This is a genomic window from Janthinobacterium sp. Ant5-2-1, from assembly GCF_001445815.1.
GTDB classification, from domain to species: domain Bacteria; phylum Pseudomonadota; class Gammaproteobacteria; order Burkholderiales; family Burkholderiaceae_D; genus Janthinobacterium; species Janthinobacterium lividum_E.
The window spans coordinates 1-21,069 of record NZ_LNCE01000069.1; the positions used below are offsets into that span (position 1 = coordinate 1).

Here is a 21,069-nt window from a genome sequence, read left to right on the forward strand (position 1 = left end):
CTCCCACCCCCGCCACGGCCATCGCCACTGGCGGTGGTGCTATTCGGAAAGTCACTTGGCCACGCCAGACATGACAAAGCCGCGCAGGCGCGGCTTCAAGATGGCAAAAAACTCAGTAATGTCAGTTCGTCGCGCCCAAGGCCAACGCCGCCGTGCGCGCCTGCTCGCCCGCTCTCTTGTCCGCTTCGCGCTGCGCCGCCGTCTTCATCGTCGGCCAGCCAATCATGTGCTGTTCCGCAATTTCCGCCATGCCCGCAATCCAGGCTGGCGTTTCGTTTAGGCAAGCGATGTAATGAAACTGCTGGCCGCCGGCCGTTTCAAAATCATGCTTCGCTTCCATGGCGATCTCTTCCAGGGTTTCCAGGCAATCGCTGGTAAAACCCGGGCACAGCAGATCGACGCGCTTGACACCCTGCTGGGCCAGCGCCACCAGCGTGGGCGCCGTGTACGGCTGCAGCCATTCGGCCTTGCCAAAGCGCGACTGGAAGGTCACCACGTATTGCTCTTTAGTTAATTTCAACTTTTCCGCCAGCAGGCGCGCCGTTTTCAGGCATTGGCAGTGGTATGGGTCGCCCAGCAGCAAGGTACGCTTGGGCACGCCGTGAAAACTCATCACCAGTTTTTCCGGACGGCCATGCGCTTCCCAATGATTCAGCACCGAATCGCGCAAAGCGTCGATATACGTGTCGTGCTCGTGATATTGCTTGATAAAACGCAATTCCGGCACACTGCGCACGCTGGCGTAATGGGCAAACACGGCATCGTAGATGGAACCCGTCGTCGTGCCCGAGTATTGGGGATAGGCCGGCAGGATGGCGATGCGCTCGCAGCCTTCGCTTTTCAGCTGGGCCAGCACGTCAGGCAAGGAAGGTGAACCGTAGCGCATGGCCATGGCCACCGTCACGCCGTCATGGCCCCGCTCGGCCAGCGCGCCGGCCAGCAACTTCGCCTGCTTTTGCGTATGCACTTTCAGGGGCGAACCTTCGCGCGTCCAGATCGATGCGTATTTCTTGGCCGACTGGCCGGAACGGAACGGCAAGATGATCAGGTTCAGGATGAACCACCAGACGATGCGGGGAATTTCCACCACGCGCGGGTCCGACAAGAATTGCTTCAGGTAGCGCCGCACGGCTGACGACGTCGGCGCATCGGGCGTGCCCAGGTTGACGAGCACCACGGCGCTGCGGTCGATGCTGCCATGCGTGTACGGCGGTTCTGTTTGAAATGACATGAAGGCTCTTCGAAGGCGTTGGATGGATTAGCCAGTTATTATAGTTGCATTGAGTTAATAGCGAAGTGTTGGGGTCGGACCCTCAATGCCGCTAACGTCAAGCTCAGCGCTAACGCATCCGGGGGTCTGCCCCCGGATTTAAGCCGCGTTCAAATCGCGAGCAGTTCACGCGCATGCTTGCGCGTGGTGGCCGTGATTTCCAGGCCGCCCAGCATGCGCGCCACTTCTTCCACCCTGGCCTTGGCGTCGAGCATGTCGATGCGCGAGGCCGTCTTGCCATTGTCCAGGGTGCTTTTTGCCACCTGAAAATGCTGATTGGCCTGGCTGGCCACTTGCGGCAAGTGGGTCACGCACAGCACTTGCCGTCCCTGCCCCAGGCGTTTCAGCAGACGCCCGACAACTTCGGCGACGGCGCCGCCGATGCCGCTGTCGACCTCGTCGAAGATCAAGGTCGGCGTGGTGGTGGCGTGCGAGGTGATGACGGAAATGGCCAGCGCGATGCGCGCCAGTTCGCCGCCGGACGCGACTTTCGCCAGGGAGCGTGGGGCCGTGCCCGCGTGGCCAGCGACGAGAAATTCCACTTGCTCGAGGCCGTGGGCGGCCGGCTCGCAAGGATGGAGAGCAATCTCGAAGCTGCCGCCCGTCATGCTCAGTTCCTGCATGGCGCGCGTGACGGCTTGCCCCAGCTCCAGGGCGGCCGCGCGGCGCGTGGCGGACAGTCTCTCGGCCACGGCGCGGTACTCCGCCTCGATCTTCGCTTCCTGGCGCAGCAAGCCTTCGATGTCGGAAGCGTCGGCCAGGTGCTGCAGCTTTTCCGACAGCTTCGCGTGTTCCTCGGGCAACTCTTCCGGCGTGACGCGGAACTTGCGCGCCGTGCTGTGCATGGCTTCCATGCGCGCGTCGAGCTGGTGCAGGCGCTCCGGGTCCAGTTCCACCCGGTCCAGGTAATTGTTCAGCGCGTACACGGATTCCTGCAGCTGGATGCGCGACGATTCGATCAGGTCGACAATCGGTTGCAATTCCGCATCGACGGAGACCAGCTTGCCCAGCTTCTGGTTCAGGGCCGACAGTTGCGACACGATCGGATGGTCTTCCGACTCGGAAATGAGGGACAAGGCTTCCTGCGCCCCTTCCAGCAGGCTGGCCGCGTGCGACAGGCGGCTGTGCTCGTTCGTGATCTCCGTCCACTCGCCGGGCTTGGCGGCCAGTTTTTCCAGCTCTCCCACTTGCCACTCCAGGCGTTCGCGCTCGTACAGCACGTTGGCGGCGTTGGTTTCGAATTCTTCGCGCTGGCGCACGAGGGCGCGCCAGCGCTTGTGCAGGGCCGCCACTTGCCGCGCATCCTGCTCCGCGCCCGCTTCGCGCGCCGTCGCCTGGCCGTCAAGCAAGGCGCGCTGCGCTTCGCTTTTCAGCAGGGACTGGTGCGCGTGCTGGCCGTGGATGTCGACCAGCATGTCACCGAGTTCGCGCAACTGCGCGGCCGTGGCGGGGATGCCGTTGATATACGCTTTCGAGCGGCCCGCATTGTCGATCACGCGGCGCAACAGGGCGCCGCCATCGTCGTTGGCGAACTCATGCGCCACCAGCCACGCTTGCGCCACCTCGCTGACGGAAAAGTCGGCCGTGATGTCGGCCTTGGCCGCGCCTTCGCGCACCACGCTGGCGTCGCCGCGCCCGCCCAGCGCCAGGGTCAGCGCATCGATAAGGATGGACTTGCCGGCGCCCGTCTCGCCCGTCAGCACGCTGAAGCCGGCGGAAAATTCCAGTTCAATGGTATCGACAATGACAAAATCGCGAATGGACAGTGTATGGAGCATGGCTTCTGTGGTTGGGCGGCGCACCGCGGGTTGAGGTGGAGAAAAAGTTAGCTGAGCTTGCCCTCGCCCGACGGGTACTCATTCCAGTGCAATTTTTCACGCAGGGTGTTGTAGTAACTCCACCCTTCCGGATGCAGGAAGGTAATCGTGTGCGGCGAACGGCGGATGAGGATGCGGTCTTGCTGCACCAGGCTGGCAAAGGTCTGCATGTCGAAATTGACGCTGATATCGCGCCCGCGCACGATTTCCACGACGATCTGGCTGGAGTCAGGCAGGACGATGGGGCGGTTCGACAGCGCATGCGGGGCGATCGGCACGAGCACGATGCCGCCCAGGGTCGGGTGCAGCAATGGGCCGCCGGCCGACAGCGAGTACGCGGTCGAGCCCGTCGGCGTGGAAATGATCAAGCCATCGGAACGCTGGTTGTACATGAAGTGGCCATCGACCTCGACGCGCAATTCGGCCATGCCGGCGCCGGCGCCGCGCGAGACGACGACATCGTTGACGGCCATGCCCACGTGAATCGACTCGCCGTCGCGCAACACGCTGCCTTCGAGCAAGGTGCGGCGCTCGGCCTTGAAGCGGCCGCCGAGAATTTGCGCCAGCACGGGCAGCATGCGCTCGAGCGGGATATCGGTCATGAAACCCAGACGTCCTTGATTGATGCCGATCAAGGGGACGTCGAATGGCGCCAGTTGGCGTGCAATACCCAGCATGGTGCCGTCGCCGCCCATGACGATGGCGCAATCGGCGGCGGCGCCGATCTCGGCCGGCGACATGGCGCGCACGCCGGGAAACGCCAGGTTCAGGTGCGCGGCCGTCTCTGCTTCGAAGACCACCGTGTGGCCCAGCACTTGCAGGAAATCGACGATGCTTTTGACGGGTTCGGCAATGCCATCCGTATTCTGGCGCACGACCAGGGCGATAGTCTTGGCGCCCAGGTTGAAGCGCTCGCCCGGGGCTGGCAAGGTCGCGGCTGGCTGTTCGGCGCGCTGTTCGGCGTGATTATCGACGGGCATAAGAGTCTCGGTAGTGAATTCGGTGGCAAGCCGCCCCAGGTTGTCGCGTCGCACGCCGGCATCGCATGATACTGTATATATTCACAGTATAGTGCGGCTGCCGTGTGCCCGCAAGGGGCGTTCTTGGTGTTGCACGCAGTGTAGCGCAGAAAAAGAATCGTCCATGCGTGCGCCAGCGCTCCCTGCATGGACAAATCCGCTTGCAGAGGGCCTGCCGCGGCAGGACACTGATTTCACGTCACTTTTACTGTCAGGAGGCCATATGGTTACCCAGCATAGCGAACGCAAGATCAATACCGATGAAAAGGTCAAGAATGACGGCGTCGACCGTCTGCCGCACGAGCGCGACGAATCGCCCGATGCGCAAAACGTGCGGCCGCGCAAAATCATGGAGCAGGCGGCCAGCGACCTGGAACAGGGCCTGGTCGATACGGACCGCCGCGCCCAGCCCGGCGTGGAAAAGGTCAAGCCCACCGCGCCCCAGCAAGCGCGTCCTGACCCGCAACTGGAACCAAAAAAGGCGCGCTGAATCGAACTGTCAGGCACCGCTATTTTTCCGGAGTACGCCATGCACCGTTACGTCTGTTCGTTGCTGCTGGCCGCTGTCTGCGGCGCACCCATCGCCCACGCCCAGGCGCCCGCCATGCCCGTGGGCTTCGGCCCGCAACCCGCCCTGCCCACGCCGGACAAGCAACTGATTCCCACCGTCAACGTGGCCCCGGTGCAGCGCTGGTCGGCCACGCAGCGCCCCGTGGTCGCGGCCGGCCTGGCCATCCATGCGTATGCGCGCGACCTCGACCATCCACGCTGGCTATACGTGCTGCCGAATGGCGACGTGCTGGTGGCGGAAACAAATGCGCCGCCGAAGCCCGACGATAACAAAGGCATCAAGGGCGCCATCATGCAGATGCAGATGAAAAAAGCAGGCGCCGCCACGCCCAGCGCCAACCGCATCACCCTGCTGCGCGGCATCGATAGCAACGGCGTGGCGCAAACGCGCAGCGTGTTCCTGCAAGGACTGAATTCGCCATTTGGCATGGCCCTGGTCGGCAACGAGCTGTATGTCGCCAATGCCGATGCGCTGCTGCGTTTTCCCTACAAGGAAGGCCAGACGGCCATCACGGCGCCCGGCGTCAAAGTGATGGATTTGCCGGGCGGGCCCATCAATCACCACTGGACCAAGAACGTCATCGCCAGCCCAGATGGCAAGTTTTTATATGTTACCGTCGGCTCGAACAGCAACGTGGGCGAGAATGGCCTGTCGGCTGAAGATGGCCGCGCCGCCATCTGGCAATTCACGCGCGCGACGGGCAAGGCACGCGTGTATGCGACGGGTTTGCGCAACCCTGTCGGCCTGGCCTGGCAACCCCACAGCGGGGCACTCTGGACGGCCGTCAATGAGCGCGACGAGCTGGGCAACGACCTGGTGCCCGACTACATGACCTCCGTCAAGGACGGCGCCTTCTATGGCTGGCCCTACAGTTACTTCGGCCAGCACGTCGATGCGCGGGTCAAGCCGCCGCGCCCCGAACTGGTGGCCACCGCCATCGCGCCCGACTACGCGCTGGGTGCGCACACGGCCTCGCTGGGCCTGGCGTTTTATGACGGCGCCTTGCTGCCCGAACGCTACCGGGGTGGCGCCTTCGTCAGCCAGCATGGCTCGTGGAACCGCAAGCCTTTCAGCGGCTATAAAGTCATTTACGTGCCCTTCGCCAATGGCGTGCCCAGCGGGCCGCCACAGGACGTCGTCAGCGGCTTCCTCGACAGCAATGGCAAGGCGCAGGGACGCCCCGTCGGCGTGGCCGTCGACAAGGCGGGCGCGCTGCTGGTGGCGGACGACGTGGGCAATGTCATCTGGCGCGTGACGCCGGCGCCGTGAGCGGCCACACCTGCGTCACGCATGCGCCCCCTGTGTGGCGCAACGAACGGAAGGGCAAAGGAGGCTCGCGCATGATGGACGTTCGAACCACGCAAGGAGTACATCATGAAAAAAACAGGATCAGCCGTCTGGAGTGGCGGCCTTAAAGATGGCAAAGGGTTTATTTCCACCCAAAGCGGCGCGCTCGACAATGTGGCATACGGCTTCAACACGCGCTTCGAAGACGGTCCCGGCAGCAATCCGGAAGAATTGATCGGCGCAGCCCATGCCGCCTGCTTCACCATGGCCCTGTCCGGCCAGCTGGGCGAGGCGGGCCTGCGCGCCACGGCCCTGAAAACCACGGCCGACGTCAGCCTGGAAAAAATCGATGGCAGCTATGCCATCACGGCCGTGCACCTGACCCTGGTGGCCACCATTCCCGGCGCCACCGACGAAGCGTTCCAGGACGCGGCCCTGCGCGCCAAGCTCGGTTGCCCCGTATCGAAGTTGCTGGCCACGGAAATCACCCTGGACGCCCATCTGGAGTAATGCAGGCACGCCGTCCGCTGCTGTTCCATCACCGGGCGGCAGGGGCGGTCTCGGCAAGAAAGCCGTAAAACGCATAAAATCCTGCCATTCCCCTATCACCATCAAGGATTTACGATGCGTATTTTGCACACCATGTTACGGGTCGGCGACCTGCAGCGCTCCATCGATTTTTACACCAAGGTCCTGGGCATGAAATTGCTGCGCACCAGCGACAATCCGGAATACCAGTACACCCTGGCCTTCGTCGGCTATGGATCGAATCCCGACCACGCGGAACTGGAACTGACGTATAACTATGGCACCACCAGTTACGAGCTGGGCACGGCGTATGGCCACATCGCCATCTCGGCCGACGACATCGTCGCCGCTTGCAACGCGGCACGGGCAAATGGCGGCAACGTCACGCGCGAACCGGGTCCCGTCAAAGGCGGCAACACGGTCATCGCCTTCATCACCGATCCGGACGGCTACAAGATCGAATTGATCGAACGCAAGTTCGACGGCCAGGGCGGCGGCTTGTAGTGACTCAGTCTGGCTCGGCGGCCTGTGCAATGGCCGCGCGCAGCCAGGCGATGCCCGCATCGCCGTCCGTGCGGCGGTGCCGTATCGTTTCAAACGAAAACGGCGCGATGGCAAATGGCGCGGCATACAGCGCCAGCCCCTGCGCCACGCTTCCCTGCAAGGCGCGCTGCGCCACTGTCAGGATCAAGTCCGTCCCCCTCACGACCTCCGGTGCGACCGTCCAGTACGGCACACGCACGGCGATGCGCCGCGTCTGGCCCAACTGGGCCAAGGCCGCATCGACTTCGGCCGCCATGCCACCCTCGCTGGACGCTACCAGCACATGCGGGCGCGCCAGATAGGTTTCCAGGCTCAGCATTTCACCGGACGCCAGGCTGGCCGGATCGAGCGCGCACACGAATGTTTCCTCGAATAAGGTGTCACGGTGTAACTGCTCGGGCAATTGCGGGAACACGCCCAGCGCCAGATCGATCTCGCCATCCAGCATGCCAGCGATCACAGCTGGTCGGCTGGCATAGCTGATGGTCAGGTCGATGCCGGGCGCATCCACGCGTAGACGCCGCAACAAACGCGGCAAGATCAGCGCCGCGCCGTAATCCGACATGGCCAGGCGAAACACGCGCTGCGCCGTGGCCGCCTCGAAGACGGTGCCGCCGAGCACGGAGCGCACGCTTTGCAGGGCTTCGGCCAGCGGCCGCGCCAGCTCCAAAGCGCGCGCCGTGGGCTGGAAGCCGCCCTTGCCGCGCAGCAGCAGCGGATCGCCGAGCAGATGGCGCAAGCGGGCCAGCGCATGGCTGACGGCAGGCTGGCTCATGTGCAAGCGCTCGGCCGCGCGCGACAAGTGGCGCTCGCTGAGCAGCGCTTCCAGGATCACCAGCAAGTTCAAATCGACGGCCCGCAGATTATTCATTTGGTGCATAGTTTGCTGACAAAATACGAATTGGATTTAATGATGACAGCATAATACGATGACTCCATCAACTCAACGTGATGGAGTCGCACATGCATGGATGGATTACCGTATTTGCCCCGCTGGCCATGCTGGCCGGCGCCGTCGTCCCCTTCCAGGCCGGCGCGAATGCCGCGCTGGGCCGCAACCTGGGCCACCCGCTGTGGGCCACGCTCGCCTCGCTGGCCGTCAGCGCCGTGCTCGCCTCGCTGGTGATGCTGGTCTGGCGGGTGCCTGCGCCCGATGTCGGTCTCGCCATGCGTGGACCGAGCTGGTCCTGGCTGGGCGGCGCGGCCGGCGTGTTTTATATTACGGCCGCGCTGATGCTGGCGCCGCGCATGGGTTCCGGCCCCTTCATGGCGGCCGTCATCGGCGGACAGATGCTGGCCGCGCTGGCCATCGACCGCTACGGTTTGCTGGGCTTTGCCGTCAAGCATATTTCTCCGCTGCATTGGGCCGGTGCGGGGCTGGTGGTCGCTGGTGTGATCCTCACGCAAGTAGCCAACAGCCGCGCCGCGTGAAAATAGATCAGGACGAAAAAAAACCAGCGCCGTCGCCGGTGCTGGTTTTCATTTGAACCTGCAGAAAAAGATTATTTATCGAGCAAGGCATTCACTGGCATCAAATCCGTTTCCTTCAACGTGCCGGCCGCCGCCTTCAGGCGCAAGCCGTTCATGATAGTGTCGTAACGGGCTTTCGACAGGTCTTTTTGCGTCGAGAACAGTTGTTTCTGTGCATTCAAGACGTCGATATTGATGCGCACGCCCACTTGATAACCGAGCTGGTTCGACTCCAGGGCCGACTTGCTCGACACTTCCGCCGCTTCCAGCGCCTTGACTTGCGCCAGGCCGCTGTTGACGCCCAGGAACGCCTGGCGCGCGCCTTGCGATGCCGCGCGGCGTGCCGATTCCAGGTCGTTGCGGGCCTTGTTTTCCAGCGCGATCGATTCGCGCACCTTGCTGGTGACGGCAAAGCCGCTGAAGATCGGGATGCTCCACTGCACGCCGATGGCGTTGTTGTTATTGCCGCTGCCATTGCCGCCACCCGAGGTGTAGCTATGGCCCGTGTTGGCGATCAGGTCCAAGGTCGGATAGTGACCGGCGCGGTTGCGGCCGATGTCGCGCTTGGCCGATTCCACGTTGAACTGGGCCGTGACGACGCCGAAATTCTGCTCTTCCGCCGAGCTCACCCATGGTTCGACGGCGGCCGGTTCCGGCGCGCTGATGACCACGCCCGTGCGCATCGGCGCCAGCGACGTTGGCGCCTCGCCGATGATGGTTTGCAGGGCGCTGCGCTTGTTGGCCAGGTCATTGATGGCGGCAAATTCCTGCGCCACCACCAAATCGTACGCCGCTTGCGCTTCGTGCGTGTCGGTAATCGTTTGCGTGCCCACTTCGAAGTTGCGCTTGGCCGATGCCAGCTGCTCCGTCGTGGCCACTTTTTGCGCCTGCGTGGCGCCCAGGTTGTCCTGCGCGCTCAGCACGTCGAAATACGCCTGCGCCACGCGCGTGATCAGATCTTGCTGCACCTGTGCAAATTGCGCCTCGGCAATCGCTTGCGCCAGCTTGCTTTGCTGATAGGTTTCCCAACGGTCCCAGCGGAACAGCGGTTGCGCCAGGGTCAAGTTATAGCTGTTCGTGCGCACATTCACGGACGGCGAGGTGATCTTGTTGCCGCCATTGTTCTGGGCGATCTGCTCCTGATTGCCGCGCGTATTGCTGCCCGAAGCCGACACTTGCGGCAGCAAGCCTGCCAGCCCCTGCGGAACCCGCTCCATCCCGGCCGACAGGGCCGCGCGCGCGCTCGCATATTGCGCGTCATTGGCCAGCGCCTGCTGGTACACCTGGATGAGATCGGCCGCCTGCGCTTGCAGCGAGCATGTCATCGAGACAAAGGCGCTGGTCATCAGCACGGCGATAAGGGGTTTCCGCATTGCATTTCTCCGTTGGAGTCGTCAAAAGTTGATGGAATCAAAAATCTGCTACCGCTTGCCTTGCGCCCGCCGGATGAGCGGGGTACAGGCCTCCGCAGGCATGCAGGAAAACATGCCTGGGTGCATCTACTGAAAAAGTAACTTAGAACCTATCCCAGTAGGGAGCGTCTTCTGTTGGCAGTTCATCAGGAGCGCGGACAAGGCGTGAGGAGGACGCGTGGCGAGCCACGCAACGACGATCAACGCAGTCCCCGCTTCTGAGGGGCGCCAGCAGGAGATGTATTCATCTACTGGGATAGGCTCTTAGTATTTAGGCATTGCGCTGTCGACTTGCAGCGCCCAGGCATGCACGCCGCCCGTCAAATTACTGATCTTGCCAAAACCATTGCGCTCCAGGAAGGCCGCCACTTGCATGCTGCGCATGCCGTGATGGCAGATGCAGACGATCTCGGCGTCTTCATCGAGGTCATCGATGCGCGCAGGAATCGAGTTCATCTGCATCAGGGTGGCACCCTCGAGGTGGCACAGGTCGAACTCCCACTGTTCCCGCACGTCCAGCAGGAACGGACGCGGTCGGGAAGGGTCAGCCAGCCAGGCGGCCAACTGCGGTGCACTCAAATGCTCCATCGAATCGGTCGCCTCAGAACTGGAAATGCGACGGTGCAACGGCTTGCAGCGGCGTGACATTGGTTTCAAACAGCTTGCGCGTGTCGTAAGCCTTGTCCGAGCTGCGCGTGATCAGGTGCGCCGACATGATCGGCGCTTCGCCGATGATGGCCAGGATGCGGCCGCCGACTTTCACTTGTTGCAACAGCGCTTCCGGCAGCACGGCCAAGGCGCCGGACACCACGATCACGTCGTACGGCGCACCCTTGCTCCAGCCTTGGGCGCCGTCGCCCAGTTCCACGGTGACGTTCGTCACGCCGTTGGCGGCCAGGTTCTGCTCAGCCAGGGTTTTCAATTGGGGAACGATTTCCACGCTCGTCACATGGCGCGCCTTGTGCGCCAGCAACGCGGCCATGTAGCCGCTGCCGGTACCGATTTCCAGCACATTTTCATGCTTCTTGACGGCTACGTCTTGCAAAATGCGCGCTTCCAGCTTCGGCGTCAACATGCATTCGCCGCCGCCCAGTGGAATTTCGGTATCGACGAAGGCCAGGTTTTTATAGGCAGCCGGCACGAAATCTTCACGCTTGACCACGTTCAACAGCTCCAGCACGTCGATATCCAGTACGTCCCACGGACGGATTTGCTGTTCGATCATATTGAAGCGGGCTTGTTCGATATTCATCTTTGGACTCGGTAAGTGAAGTAATAATCCGCCATTTTATCGTTGAACTGGCTGAAAGCACATGTTAACCATAAAGGCGGGGAATGGAGGAAATTTGCGACGATCTGCAGATTTGGGGGGGCGAACCTTGGAAAAGGGGCAACTGAACGGTAGTAGCGAGCACGGCGGGTCAGCTTTTCTCGGGCGTCTCCGCCTGCAGGCTGCGCAAACTCATGTCGATAAACGCATCCATGTAGGCGATCGGATCGATATTCTTGACTTCGCACGGCAGGAAGGAATGCGTCCACATCATGAGCATGGTGACGGGCGCGCTGAGGATGGTGCTGACCAGCACGGGATCGACTTGGCGGAATTCGCCGCGCTGCATGCCCCGTTCCAGCAGACTGACGATCAGTCCATTGCCGCGCGTGACGACTTCTTCGTTGTAAAACTGCGCCAGTTCCGGGAAATTGTTTGCTTCGGCCAGCATCAGCTTGGTCAAACCGGCCAGCTTGGTGGCGCCGAATTCTTCCCACCACTGCATCATCACCTTGCGCAACAACTCGGCACTGCTGCTGTCCGACGCGGCCATGCTGTCTTCCGCCTCGCCGATCGATTGCACGATATTGTCGCGCACCACTGCCTTGAACAGCTCCTGTTTATTCTCGAAGTACAGGTACAAGGTGCCTTTCGACACGCCAGCCCGCTTGGCCACATCCTCCAGGCGCGTCGATGCGAAGCCCCGTTCGACAAACAGGTCGAGGGCGGCGGCGAGCAATTCCTGCGGGCGGGCATCCTTGCGCCGCTCCCAGCGGGGCTTGGTATCAATCGGGGCTTGCATGTATGTTTCCAAGTAACTTACTTTTGAGTCATTAATAGTAGTCCTGTCTACCGCCAAGGTCAAGCGCGGGGCACCGCCCGGCACGCCGAACACAGGCATTGTACCCTCCGTGCCGGCGCCGGGCCTTCGGCGCCGGGTGGACCAGAATACGTTTCAGCCCCCATTTTGCGCAGTTCATCGCATTTCCACTCAGCAAGCGTGTCGGATTTGCTACCTTGCCATCGACAGCACGGCAGCCGCGGCGCGGCAGCCGGCTTTTTCTTTTCCCAAACTAAAACAATCATAAAGGAAACACCATGCGTACCTTGCTGGCCCTGTGCTGTGCCGTTGCCCTTGGCGGTTGCGCCATCGTCATCAACCCCAACGATGGCGAAGTGCGCTACGCGGATTCAAACAGCAATGCCATCCAGGGCAACGAGCAAGTGAGCCGCGACGTGCGCCAGGTCAGTCACATCAATGTGCTCGACATCGACAGCATGAAACGCATCGACATCAAGATCGACGTGCGCGTCGGGCCGGCCACATCGCTGGTGATCGAAGCGGACAGCAATCTGCAGCCGCGCATCCATAGCGAAGTGAGCGGCAATACCCTGCGCATCTGGAGCGATACGAACATTCGCAGCAGCAATGGCATCCACGTCATCTATACGACGCCGCAATTGAAGAAGATCAACATTTCCGGCTCGGGCCGCCTGGTGGCCAGCGGTTTCAATGGCGAAGATTTCACCCTGGAACAACGCGGTTCGATGAAAAGCGAACTGTCGGGCACGGTGGGACGCTTCGACGTGGCCAACAATGGTTCCGGCAGCATCAACGCGGCGGCCCTCGCCAGCGGCAACACGGACGCGGTGCAGAACGGTTCCGGCAACATCCAGCTGGGCAACGTGCGCGGCGAACGCATCAACGTGGCCGTCAACGGCTCGGGCAGCATCAGCGCCAGCGGCGCCGTGCAACGCCTCGACGCCAACGTGAATGGCTCGGGCGATATCAACCTGGCCGCCCTGCGCAGCGACGTTGCCTATCTGGCGAGCAACGGTTCCGGCGACGTCGATGTCACCGTCCAGAACGAAGTCAACGCCCGCGCCAGCGGTTCCGGCCGCATCACCGTGCATGGCGATCCGGCCCGCCGCACCCTGTCGGGCAAGCGCGTCAGCATCGTGCGCTAAGCGGGCGCTGGCAACGCAAGGGAGCAGGCTTGCTATACTGTCGGCTCCTCACCCGCCCGCCTGAAATCCCATGTCACCATCCGCCACCCTGGCATGCCGTCCCTCGTGCGGCGCCTGCTGCACCGCACCGTCCATCACCAGCCCGATTCCCGGCATGCCGAATGGAAAACCTGCGGGCGTGCGCTGCGTGCAGCTGGCTGACGACAACCGTTGCAGGATTTTCGGCCAGCCGGAGCGGCCCGCGTTTTGCGGCGGCTTGCAGCCATCCGAGGACATGTGCGGCGACAGCCGGGAACACGCCATCCGCTGGCTGGACGAGCTTGAACGGCTGACGGCGCCCTGAGCGGCTAGACGCACAGGCCACCATAGGCTACGTTTTCACGCTATTCCGACCTGCATACGCGGCAAAAATAAACGGCTTTGCAGCATCAAGTTCGGCGATCGTGCTGATGCTGATCTCCAGGTTACCCGTACCCCAATGCCCGATGGCGGTCACGTCGCGCGCTTTTGGCAGGACGTGCAATACGGGCGCCGGGTCGATGTGCAAGTACAGCACGAGACAATTCTTCTTGTGTATCACCACCGTCGCAAAGTTCTTCAGCCGTTTGAAAGCCAAGTACAAGCGCAGTTCTTTACGCTCAACGTCATCCCCCAGCGACATCGTGTAATCCTCTAGCGAGGCCAGCAACTGACGCATGGACTCCGACAAACCTGCCAGTATTTCCACAAATGCCTTGTCTGGTCCGGTCGGCTTGTTCGTGCCCCCATTTGCGGGCACAGCCGCCATTGTTTCCAACCTGGCTAGCGCCGATGTCTGCCGCTTGGCGGGGCCTTTCTTTGTTGCCGGATCCATGCCGGCGCTTGCGGACTCAAGCAGCAGCAGGTCCTCTGCAAATCGGCGATAGCGAATAAGTTCGATCGTCCTGCCTATCTGCTGGATGGCATGGCTATCAAACTTGGTAAAATCAGCCGCAATGCAAATCACCCGCGGCGCGCTCCAATCGATGGCCTCCGATGCCAGCTTGCCCAGCTTGTCGAGGACCAGCAGTTTAAAGTCTGCCTGATGGTCCATCAGCCAGTCCAGGTAGTACAAACCTTGATTGATCACATTTTCACCAACCGACCGTTTGTACTCAAGAATGACCGGGCAATTGTTCTCATCCAATCCAAGGGAATCGATGCGGCCAGCATGCGTCTTGCCGGTCGAATACTCGCTCGCCAGAAAACGGATGCTCAGCAAAGTATCGAGGTTTGCCTCAATCAAGGTCTGCAATGGTTTTTCCAGGTCCGATGCGCTACCTTGCAGTTCCTGGGCTTGGCCATGGGCCAACTTGAAAAGTTTAATGTCGCTCATCCGTCTGTTTCCCTTATTCCTCGGTAAGCAAACACCAAGGTGCATCACGCTATCGGCGAAGAGCATAAACGTAAATTTATCTTTTTTGCAAATTCATTGCGACAGGGCTGCCGTGGGCGGTTCCTGCCTAAGCCTATCTCGAGCACGATGCCTGCATCAAGTAAACGTTGACGCATTTTGCACGTTTGCGTATATTCATGCACATTCCTGCACGTTTATAAGTTCAACATGTCCGCCACCCTGCTCCTCAAACAACGCCATGCGCTGATCCAGCAACAATTGCAGGCCGATGGTCGCGTGCTGGCGCTGGACCTGGCGCGCCAGCTCGACGTTTCCGAAGATACGATACGCCGCGACCTGCGCGAGATGGCGGCGGCCGGCCTGTGCCAGCGCGTGTATGGCGGCGCACTGCCGCTGGCGCCCGACGGCGGGACCTTGACGCAGCGCAAGCAGGAAGCGCCCGAACGCAAGGCGCGCCTGGCGCAGGCGGCCGTGTCCCTCGTACGCACAGGGCAGGTGCTGTTTCTTGATGCGGGCTCGACCAACCTGGCCATCGCCAGCGCCTTGCCACAATTGGCGCTCACTGTCATCACCAACGCGCCATCGATCGCCATGGTGCTGATGGAACGCCCGGAAATCGAACTGATCATGGCTGGCGGCAGGGTCGACCGCCGTGCCGGCGCCAGCCTGGGGCCGCAGGCGCTGCGCACCGTCGAACGCATGCATCCCGACCTGTGTTTCCTCGGCGCTTGCGGCGCCGATGCCGACGCGGGCGTGACGGCGTTCAACTACGACGAGGCCGAGTTCAAGCGCAGCATCGCAGGCGCCAGCAAGGCGGTCGTCGTGGCCGTCACCAGCGACAAGCTGGGCACGGCCGCGCCCTTCGGCGTGCTGGCCACGGGCTTGCTGCAGCACCTGGTGCTGGAAGCCGATGCCGATGCGGTCCATGTGGCCGCCTTTGAACGGCTGGGCGTGCAAGTGTTGCGCGCCCACGCCTGATTTTATCCACCCGACTCTTGAAAAGCTTCCCCATGCATCTCACCGGCACCCTGCAACAACGCGCCACGCGCCTGGTCTTTTTCGCCGCCGGCCTCGGCATGGCCGCCTGGGCCCCGCTGGTTCCCTACGCCAAGTCGCGCCTGGGCCTCGATGAAGCGACCCTCGGCATTTTGCTGCTGTGCCTGGGCGCCGGTTCGCTGTGCGCGATGCCGTTTACGGGCATGCTCACGGCACGCTTCGGCTGCCGCAAGGTCATCGTCGGCGCCGGCCTGCTGCTGACCGCCGTGCTGCCCGGCCTGGCGCTGGCAGCCACGCCGCTGCAGCTGGGTCTGGTGCTGCTGGTATTTGGCGCGGCCATGGGCACATTCGACGTGGCCATCAATATCCAGGCCGTGATCATCGAAAAGGCCAACGGCGGCGCCATGATGTCGGGCTTTCATGCCCTGTTCAGCGTGGGCGGCTTCGCCGGCGCGGCCTGCATGGCCCTGCTGCTGTGGCTGGGACTGACGCCGGCCTGGTCCTGCGTGGTGGTGATGTTGCTGCTGTGCGGCGTGCTGGGCGCGGCGCAAGGCCATCTGCTGCCGACGGCGTCCGCTTCCGGCGAAAAGACGCCGCTGTTCGTCATGCCGCATGGCGCCGTCATTTTCATCGGCTTGCTGTGCTTTATCGTCTTCCTGGCCGAAGGCGCCATCCTCGACTGGAGCGCCCTGTTCCTCACCACCACGCGCGGCGTGGAAGAAGCCAGGGGCGGCCTCGGTTACGCCGCCTTCGCCATCGCCATGACGGTGGGACGCTTCACGGGTGACAAGGTGGTCAGCCGCTTTGGCGGCAAGCGGGTGCTTACTTTTGGCGGCCTGTGCGCGGCGGCAGGCTTCTTCCTGGCCGTGCTGGCGCCGCATGCCAGCCTGGCCATGCTTGGGTTCGTGCTGATCGGCCTGGGCGCGGCGAACATCGTGCCCATCCTGTTTACGGCGGCGGGCCAGCAACATGCCATGCCGGCCAGCCTGGCGGTGGCGGCCATCACCACCATCGGCTATGCGGGCATCCTGGCCGGTCCGGCCGTGATCGGCTTCGTGGCGCACGCCACCAGCCTGAATATCGCCTTCGCCATGCTGGGCGCCGCCCTGCTGCTGGTGGCGGCCAGCGCGCGCCTGGTGGCGCCGGCAAAACAGGCTTCCTGACCCCTCCCCTTGCCTGGCTGGCAGCGGCAAAAAACCGCTGTCCGCCAGCGCCCAAATCGGCTAGCCGGGCCTCCGGCATGGTAAGCTTCGACCCCGCGCACTTTGCGGGCGCAGCACGCTCACCCCATCCTGTCACTTATACCCGTACTTATACCCGTACCTATACTCTTTTATACATCTATGGATCTCATTCTTGCGTTAAAAGCCATCATCATGGGGCTGGTCGAAGGTTTTACCGAATTCTTGCCGATTTCGTCCACGGGACATCTGATCCTGGCCGGCAGCCTGCTCGACTTTACCAAGGATGTCTCGAAAGAAGTCATGGATGTCTTCGAGATCGCCATCCAGGCCGGCGCCATCCTGGCCGTGTGCTGGGAATACCGCCAGCGCATCGGCAGCGTGCTGACCACCTTCGGCAGCGAAGCGAAGTCGCGCAAGTTCGTGCTCAACGTGGCCATCGCCTTCCTGCCGCTGGCCATCATCGGCCTGGCGATTGGCAAGATGATAAAGCATGCGCTGTTCAAGCCCGTGCCAGTGGCCATGGCCTTCATCATCGGCGGCATCGTGATTTTGCTGGTGGAGCGCCGCGCGCGCACCAATCCCGTCACCGTACGCGTCAACTCGGTCGATGAAATGACGCCGTTCGACGCCCTGAAAGTGGGCTGCGCGCAGGCGTTCGCGCTGATCCCCGGCACCAGCCGTTCCGGCTCGACCATCATCGGCGGCATGCTGCTGGGCCTGTCGCGCAAGACGGCCACCGAATTCTCGTTCTTCCTGGCCATCCCGACCCTGCTGGCGGCCACCGCCTATTCTCTGTACAAGGCGCGCGACATCCTGTCCGCCACCGACGTGCCGCTGTTCGGCCTGGGTACCGTGTCCGCCTTCATCTCCGCCTTCCTGTGCGTGCGCTGGCTGCTGCGCTATATCAGCTCGCACGACTTCACGTTTTTTGCCTGGTACCGCATTGTGTTCGGCTTGCTGGTGTTGGCCAGCGCCCACTACGGCTGGGTTGTTTGGGCAGAATAAGGCACTATGAATCAAGATCTTAACCAGCGCGCGCTGCACCTGCTGCAAACCGTTTTCGGCTACCCGGCCTTCCGCGGCCAGCAAGCCGACATCGTCGACCACGTCAGCCATGGCGGCGACGCGCTGGTGCTGATGCCCACGGGCGGCGGCAAGTCGCTGTGCTATCAGATTCCCGCGCTGCTGCGCGACGGTGTCGGCGTCGTCGTCTCGCCGCTGATCGCGCTGATGCAGGACCAGGTGGACGCTTTGGCCGAAGTCGGCGTGCGCGCCGCCTTCCTCAATTCCACGCAAACCTACGAAGAAGCGAGCCGCATCGAGCGCCTGGTGCGCACGGGCGGCATCGACGTCGTCTACGTGGCGCCCGAGCGCCTGATGACGCAGCGTTGCCTGGACCTGTTCCAGGCCTCGAAGATCTCCCTGTTCGCCATCGACGAAGCCCATTGCGTGGCCCAGTGGGGCCATGACTTCCGTCCCGAATACATCAAGCTGTCGGTGCTGCACGAGCAGTTCCCGGACGTGCCGCGCATCGCGCTCACGGCCACGGCCGACCCGCAAACGCGCGCCGAAATCGCCCTGCGTTTGCAGCTGGAAGACGCGCGCCAGTTCGTCTCGTCGTTCGACCGCCCGAACATCCGCTACCAGATCGTGGAAAAGGCGAATGGCCGCAAGCAGCTGCTCGACTTCATCAACACGGAACACGCAGGCGACTGCGGCATCGTCTACTGCCTGTCACGCAAAAAGGTCGAAGAGACGGCGGAATTTCTGAACCAGAGCGGCATCCGCGCCCTGCCGTATCACGCCGGCATGGAGTACGCCAAGCGCAGCGCCAACCAGGCGCGTTTCCTGCGCGAAGAAAACATCGTCATGGTGGCCACCATCGCCTTCGGCATGGGCATCGACAAGCCCGACGTGCGCTTCGTCGCGCATCTGGATCTGCCGAAAAGCATCGAGGGCTATTACCAGGAAACGGGGCGCGCGGGCCGCGACGGCATGGCCGCCAACGCCTGGATGGCGTACGGCTTGCAGGACGTGGTGCTGCAACGGCGCATGATCGACGAATCGGAAGCGGACGACACCTTCAAGCGCGTGCTGGGCGTCAAACTCGACGCCATGCTGGGCCTGTGCGAAACGCTCAGCTGCCGCCGCATGCGCTTGCTCGAATACTTCGGCGAACCGGCTTCGCCGTGCGGCAATTGCGACACCTGTCTGGTACCGCCCGTGTCGTTCGACGGCACGGTGCCCGTGCAAAAACTGCTGTCGGCCATCTACCGCGTCGACCAGCGCTTCGCCGGCGGCCACGTGATCGACGTGCTGCGCGGCGTGGAATCGGAACGCATCAAGACCTGGCACCACGATTCCTTGTCGGTGTTTGGCATCGGCTCGGACCTGGGCGAAGCGGAATGGAAATCGATCCTGCGCCAGGCCATCGCGCTGGGCCTCGTCTCGGTCGACCATGAACAATACAGTTCGCTGAAACTGACGGACGCCTCGCGTCCCGTGCTCAAGGGCGGCCAGAAGGTGCAGCTGCGCCAGTACCAGAAACCGGTGAAAACCAGCAAGCGCAGCACCAGCGTGGCGAAAGGCTATGTCGAGACGGATTTGTCCACCAGCGAACAGGCGATCTTCGACAAGCTGCGCTGGTGGCGCGTGGAGACGGCGCGCACGCACAATGTGCCCGCCTACGTGATTTTCGTCGACGCCACCCTGCGCGAAATCGCCAAGGCCAAGCCTACGTCGCTCGAGCAGATGCGCGGCGTGAGCGGCGTGGGCGAGAAAAAACTGGCCTCGTACGGCGACGAAATCGTCGCCATGATTCTGGAGATGATTTGATGGAAGCACTCTCGTCCGACCTGATTTATCAGGCCGTGAAAATCCTCGGCGCCCAGCCCGATGCCGACGACGCGGTGGAAGCGCAAGTCCGTGCCCTGGTGCAGGACGACCTCACCGTGCGCCGCCTGGCCGACGTGGTGCCGGAAGCGTTCGGCCTGGTGCTGGCGTCGCACCTTCCCGGCGCCGAAAACATGACCTTGCCCGACACGTTCTGCGCGCAGGACGAGGACGGCGAATGGGTGGAGTTCCCCCTGCGCCGCGAGCCGATCTTTGTCGTCGCCGCCGATATCGCCCAGCACACCTTCCACAACGGCCCGCGCGCGCTGATACAAAATCTGGCCGACCGCAGCTCCCTGCTGTCGGCCATCAACAAGGCCTTGAACGCGGGCGGCTCGCTCGATGGCACGACCCTGGGCCCGCCGTCCTTCTTCGGCCTGCCCGCCGCCCTGTACCAGCCGGCGGCATCGGCTGATACGCCCTGAGCACTGCACCTTGCGTTTGCCCTTGACAAGAGAACGGTCCCGCGATGGAAACCAAATGGCTGGAAGACTTCATCTCGCTCGCTGAAACGCATAATTTCAGCCGTTCCGCGGCCCTGCGCCACGTCACCCAGCCGGCCTTTTCGCGGCGCATCCAGTCGCTGGAAAACTGGCTTGGCATCGACCTGGTCGACCGCACCTCCTACCCCACGCGATTGACGCCGGCCGGCGCCGTGTTCTACGAGCAGGCGCTGGAAATGCTGGGACAGATCAACGGCGTGCGCGCGCTGTTGCGCGGCAAGCGGGCGGCCACGCAAACGAGCGTCGATTTCGCCGTGCCGCATACCCTGTCGCTGACCTTCATGCCGAAATGGCTGACGGCGCTGGAAGAAGGTTTTGCGCCGATCAACAGCCGCCTGATGGCCCTGAACGTGCACGACGCCGTGCTGCAGCTGGTCGACGGCGGCTGCGACCTGCTGCTGTGCTATCACCACCCGCGCCAGCCGGTGCAGCTCGATCCGGGCCGCTACGACATGCTGGTGATGGGCCGCGAAACCCTGCGCGCGTATGCGCGCTGCGGCCAGGACAAGGTGCCGGACTTCGTCCTGCCCGGCAGCGCCAAGGAGCCGCTGCCCTTCCTTTCCTACACCAGCAACGCCTATCTGGGACGCATGGTGGAATTGCTGCTGGCCGACGCCAAAGCGCCCCTGTTCCTGGAAACCTGCTACGAAACGGACATGGCAGAAGGCCTCAAAATGATGGCGCTGGAAGGGCGCGGCATCGCCTTCCTGCCCGAATCGGCCGTCATGCGCGACGTCAAGTACAAGCACCTGGCGCGTGCCGACGGCGGCGCGCCAGGCTGGGAAATCGAGCTGGAAATCCGTTTATATCGCGAGCGCCCGTCCAGCCTGCGGCCAGGCAAACAGATCGTCGAAAGCCTGTGGCAATACCTGGTGCAGTCGCAGGAAAGCGCCGCGCGCAGCGGGAAAAAACGCCGGCGCGCAACCGTCACTGCAACTCCCTCCTGATCTCCTAACTATGCAAT

At 62.7% G+C, this 21,069-nt stretch carries 22 protein-coding genes; 13 read left to right on the forward strand and 9 right to left on the reverse strand.

The annotated features are described in order from the left end of the window. Positions 1-121: 121 nt before the first annotated feature. The 3 genes from hemH to ASN89_RS21265 all read right to left on the reverse strand — a co-directional run bounded on the left by hemH (position 122) and on the right by ASN89_RS21265 (position 4,067). The gene (gene hemH / locus ASN89_RS21255; RefSeq protein WP_058050677.1) at positions 122-1,231 is read right to left on the reverse strand and encodes a ferrochelatase; all 1,110 of its coding nucleotides are present in this window, start codon (positions 1,229-1,231) and stop codon (positions 122-124) included. A 149-nt stretch (positions 1,232-1,380) separates the two neighbouring features. After that, positions 1,381-3,048 carry a DNA repair protein RecN gene (recN, locus tag ASN89_RS21260; protein ID WP_058050678.1) on the reverse strand — a complete coding sequence of 556 codons (1,668 nt, stop codon included), beginning with the start codon at positions 3,046-3,048 and terminating at the stop codon, positions 1,381-1,383. Positions 3,049-3,095: 47 nt separating this feature from the next. Then, on the reverse strand, positions 3,096-4,067 hold the full coding sequence (locus ASN89_RS21265; RefSeq protein WP_235194145.1) for an NAD kinase: 972 nt from the start codon (positions 4,065-4,067) through the stop codon (positions 3,096-3,098). A gap of 262 nt (positions 4,068-4,329) precedes the next feature. On the opposite strand from ASN89_RS21265, the gene ASN89_RS21270 reads away from it, so the two are divergent. The 4 genes from ASN89_RS21270 to gloA all read left to right on the forward strand — a co-directional run bounded on the left by ASN89_RS21270 (position 4,330) and on the right by gloA (position 6,996). Continuing rightward, a complete protein-coding gene (locus ASN89_RS21270; RefSeq protein ID WP_058050679.1) occupies positions 4,330-4,596 on the forward strand; it encodes a hypothetical protein in 267 nt (88 codons plus the stop codon). A 39-nt stretch (positions 4,597-4,635) separates the two neighbouring features. Further along, positions 4,636-5,946 carry a PQQ-dependent sugar dehydrogenase gene (locus ASN89_RS21275; protein WP_058050680.1) on the forward strand — a complete coding sequence of 437 codons (1,311 nt, stop codon included), beginning with the start codon at positions 4,636-4,638 and terminating at the stop codon, positions 5,944-5,946. A gap of 105 nt (positions 5,947-6,051) precedes the next feature. After that, positions 6,052-6,474 (forward strand): OsmC family protein, encoded by a 423-nt coding sequence (locus tag ASN89_RS21280; protein WP_035828320.1) that lies wholly within the window; start codon positions 6,052-6,054, stop codon positions 6,472-6,474. Positions 6,475-6,588: 114 nt separating this feature from the next. After that, complete coding sequence (gene gloA / locus ASN89_RS21285; RefSeq protein ID WP_058050681.1) at positions 6,589-6,996, forward strand: lactoylglutathione lyase; 408 nt, start codon at positions 6,589-6,591, stop codon at positions 6,994-6,996. A 4-nt stretch (positions 6,997-7,000) separates the two neighbouring features. Here the strand turns inward: gloA and ASN89_RS21290 are convergent, their stop codons facing one another. Continuing rightward, the gene (locus ASN89_RS21290) at positions 7,001-7,906 is read right to left on the reverse strand and encodes a LysR substrate-binding domain-containing protein (RefSeq protein WP_058050682.1); all 906 of its coding nucleotides are present in this window, start codon (positions 7,904-7,906) and stop codon (positions 7,001-7,003) included. Between the two features lie 92 nt (positions 7,907-7,998). On the opposite strand from ASN89_RS21290, the gene ASN89_RS21295 reads away from it, so the two are divergent. Next, a complete protein-coding gene (locus tag ASN89_RS21295; RefSeq protein WP_058050691.1) occupies positions 7,999-8,466 on the forward strand; it encodes a DMT family transporter in 468 nt (155 codons plus the stop codon). A gap of 71 nt (positions 8,467-8,537) precedes the next feature. Here the strand turns inward: ASN89_RS21295 and ASN89_RS21300 are convergent, their stop codons facing one another. The 4 genes from ASN89_RS21300 to ASN89_RS21315 form a co-directional block, all read right to left on the reverse strand. After that, entirely contained in the window at positions 8,538-9,878 is a 1,341-nt protein-coding gene (locus ASN89_RS21300; RefSeq protein WP_046684433.1) for a TolC family outer membrane protein, read from the reverse strand. A gap of 303 nt (positions 9,879-10,181) precedes the next feature. Continuing rightward, positions 10,182-10,505 carry a rhodanese-like domain-containing protein gene (locus ASN89_RS21305; protein WP_058050683.1) on the reverse strand — a complete coding sequence of 108 codons (324 nt, stop codon included), beginning with the start codon at positions 10,503-10,505 and terminating at the stop codon, positions 10,182-10,184. A gap of 13 nt (positions 10,506-10,518) precedes the next feature. Further along, positions 10,519-11,169, reverse strand: a complete 651-nt coding sequence (locus ASN89_RS21310; protein ID WP_046684434.1) for a protein-L-isoaspartate O-methyltransferase family protein — start codon at positions 11,167-11,169, stop codon at positions 10,519-10,521. A 169-nt stretch (positions 11,170-11,338) separates the two neighbouring features. Beyond that, positions 11,339-11,989, reverse strand: a complete 651-nt coding sequence (locus ASN89_RS21315; RefSeq protein ID WP_058050684.1) for a TetR/AcrR family transcriptional regulator — start codon at positions 11,987-11,989, stop codon at positions 11,339-11,341. Between the two features lie 296 nt (positions 11,990-12,285). Here ASN89_RS21315 and ASN89_RS21320 point away from each other — a divergent pair, with 296 nt between their 5' ends. Both ASN89_RS21320 and ASN89_RS21325 read left to right on the forward strand, forming a co-directional pair. After that, entirely contained in the window at positions 12,286-13,155 is an 870-nt protein-coding gene (locus ASN89_RS21320) for a head GIN domain-containing protein (RefSeq protein ID WP_058050685.1), read from the forward strand. 70 nt (positions 13,156-13,225) lie between these two features. Beyond that, positions 13,226-13,498, forward strand: coding sequence for a YkgJ family cysteine cluster protein (locus ASN89_RS21325; protein ID WP_058050686.1), 273 nt, complete (start codon positions 13,226-13,228; stop codon positions 13,496-13,498). Between the two features lie 27 nt (positions 13,499-13,525). Here ASN89_RS21325 and ASN89_RS21330 read toward each other — a convergent pair whose 3' ends face one another. Continuing rightward, positions 13,526-14,509 (reverse strand): DUF5655 domain-containing protein, encoded by a 984-nt coding sequence (locus ASN89_RS21330; RefSeq protein ID WP_058050692.1) that lies wholly within the window; start codon positions 14,507-14,509, stop codon positions 13,526-13,528. A 228-nt stretch (positions 14,510-14,737) separates the two neighbouring features. Here ASN89_RS21330 and ASN89_RS21335 point away from each other — a divergent pair, with 228 nt between their 5' ends. The 6 genes from ASN89_RS21335 (at position 14,738) to ASN89_RS21360 (ending at position 21,052) form a co-directional block, all read left to right on the forward strand. After that, positions 14,738-15,508, forward strand: coding sequence for a DeoR/GlpR family DNA-binding transcription regulator (locus tag ASN89_RS21335; protein WP_058050687.1), 771 nt, complete (start codon positions 14,738-14,740; stop codon positions 15,506-15,508). A 32-nt stretch (positions 15,509-15,540) separates the two neighbouring features. Beyond that, a complete protein-coding gene (locus tag ASN89_RS21340) occupies positions 15,541-16,689 on the forward strand; it encodes an MFS transporter (RefSeq protein WP_058050688.1) in 1,149 nt (382 codons plus the stop codon). 180 nt (positions 16,690-16,869) lie between these two features. Continuing rightward, positions 16,870-17,715, forward strand: a complete 846-nt coding sequence (locus tag ASN89_RS21345; protein ID WP_046684440.1) for an undecaprenyl-diphosphate phosphatase — start codon at positions 16,870-16,872, stop codon at positions 17,713-17,715. A 6-nt stretch (positions 17,716-17,721) separates the two neighbouring features. Beyond that, positions 17,722-19,545 carry a DNA helicase RecQ gene (recQ, locus tag ASN89_RS21350; RefSeq protein ID WP_046684441.1) on the forward strand — a complete coding sequence of 608 codons (1,824 nt, stop codon included), beginning with the start codon at positions 17,722-17,724 and terminating at the stop codon, positions 19,543-19,545. Next, positions 19,542-20,027, forward strand: coding sequence for a hypothetical protein (locus ASN89_RS21355; protein ID WP_152988643.1), 486 nt, complete (start codon positions 19,542-19,544; stop codon positions 20,025-20,027). Before recQ ends, ASN89_RS21355 begins: the two co-directional genes overlap by 4 nt. 44 nt (positions 20,028-20,071) lie before the next feature. Continuing rightward, positions 20,072-21,052, forward strand: coding sequence for a LysR family transcriptional regulator (locus tag ASN89_RS21360; protein ID WP_046684443.1), 981 nt, complete (start codon positions 20,072-20,074; stop codon positions 21,050-21,052). Positions 21,053-21,069 lie beyond the last annotated feature (17 nt).

Bases quoted from the DNA above. Each gene is read 5' to 3' on its own strand.
- ASN89_RS21275 (WP_058050680.1), top strand. From the start codon at position 4,636: ATGCACCGTTACGTCTGTTCGTTGCTGCTGGCCGCTGTCTGCGGCGCA.
- ASN89_RS21325 (WP_058050686.1), top strand. From the start codon at position 13,226: ATGTCACCATCCGCCACCCTGGCATGCCGTCCCTCGTGCGGCGCCTGC.
- ASN89_RS21330 (WP_058050692.1), bottom strand. From the start codon at position 14,509: ATGAGCGACATTAAACTTTTCAAGTTGGCCCATGGCCAAGCCCAGGAA.
- ASN89_RS21340 (WP_058050688.1), top strand. From the start codon at position 15,541: ATGCATCTCACCGGCACCCTGCAACAACGCGCCACGCGCCTGGTCTTT.
- ASN89_RS21265 (WP_235194145.1), bottom strand. From the start codon at position 4,067: ATGCCCGTCGATAATCACGCCGAACAGCGCGCCGAACAGCCAGCCGCG.
- ASN89_RS21320 (WP_058050685.1), top strand. From the start codon at position 12,286: ATGCGTACCTTGCTGGCCCTGTGCTGTGCCGTTGCCCTTGGCGGTTGC.
- ASN89_RS21280 (WP_035828320.1), top strand. From the start codon at position 6,052: ATGAAAAAAACAGGATCAGCCGTCTGGAGTGGCGGCCTTAAAGATGGC.
- ASN89_RS21270 (WP_058050679.1), top strand. From the start codon at position 4,330: ATGGTTACCCAGCATAGCGAACGCAAGATCAATACCGATGAAAAGGTC.
- ASN89_RS21315 (WP_058050684.1), bottom strand. From the start codon at position 11,989: ATGCAAGCCCCGATTGATACCAAGCCCCGCTGGGAGCGGCGCAAGGAT.
- ASN89_RS21290 (WP_058050682.1), bottom strand. From the start codon at position 7,906: ATGAATAATCTGCGGGCCGTCGATTTGAACTTGCTGGTGATCCTGGAA.
- recN (WP_058050678.1), bottom strand. From the start codon at position 3,048: ATGCTCCATACACTGTCCATTCGCGATTTTGTCATTGTCGATACCATT.
- ASN89_RS21345 (WP_046684440.1), top strand. From the start codon at position 16,870: ATGGATCTCATTCTTGCGTTAAAAGCCATCATCATGGGGCTGGTCGAA.
- recQ (WP_046684441.1), top strand. From the start codon at position 17,722: ATGAATCAAGATCTTAACCAGCGCGCGCTGCACCTGCTGCAAACCGTT.
- ASN89_RS21300 (WP_046684433.1), bottom strand. From the start codon at position 9,878: ATGCGGAAACCCCTTATCGCCGTGCTGATGACCAGCGCCTTTGTCTCG.
- gloA (WP_058050681.1), top strand. From the start codon at position 6,589: ATGCGTATTTTGCACACCATGTTACGGGTCGGCGACCTGCAGCGCTCC.
- ASN89_RS21310 (WP_046684434.1), bottom strand. From the start codon at position 11,169: ATGAATATCGAACAAGCCCGCTTCAATATGATCGAACAGCAAATCCGT.
- ASN89_RS21305 (WP_058050683.1), bottom strand. From the start codon at position 10,505: ATGGAGCATTTGAGTGCACCGCAGTTGGCCGCCTGGCTGGCTGACCCT.
- ASN89_RS21335 (WP_058050687.1), top strand. From the start codon at position 14,738: ATGTCCGCCACCCTGCTCCTCAAACAACGCCATGCGCTGATCCAGCAA.
- ASN89_RS21295 (WP_058050691.1), top strand. From the start codon at position 7,999: ATGCATGGATGGATTACCGTATTTGCCCCGCTGGCCATGCTGGCCGGC.
- ASN89_RS21360 (WP_046684443.1), top strand. From the start codon at position 20,072: ATGGAAACCAAATGGCTGGAAGACTTCATCTCGCTCGCTGAAACGCAT.
- hemH (WP_058050677.1), bottom strand. From the start codon at position 1,231: ATGTCATTTCAAACAGAACCGCCGTACACGCATGGCAGCATCGACCGC.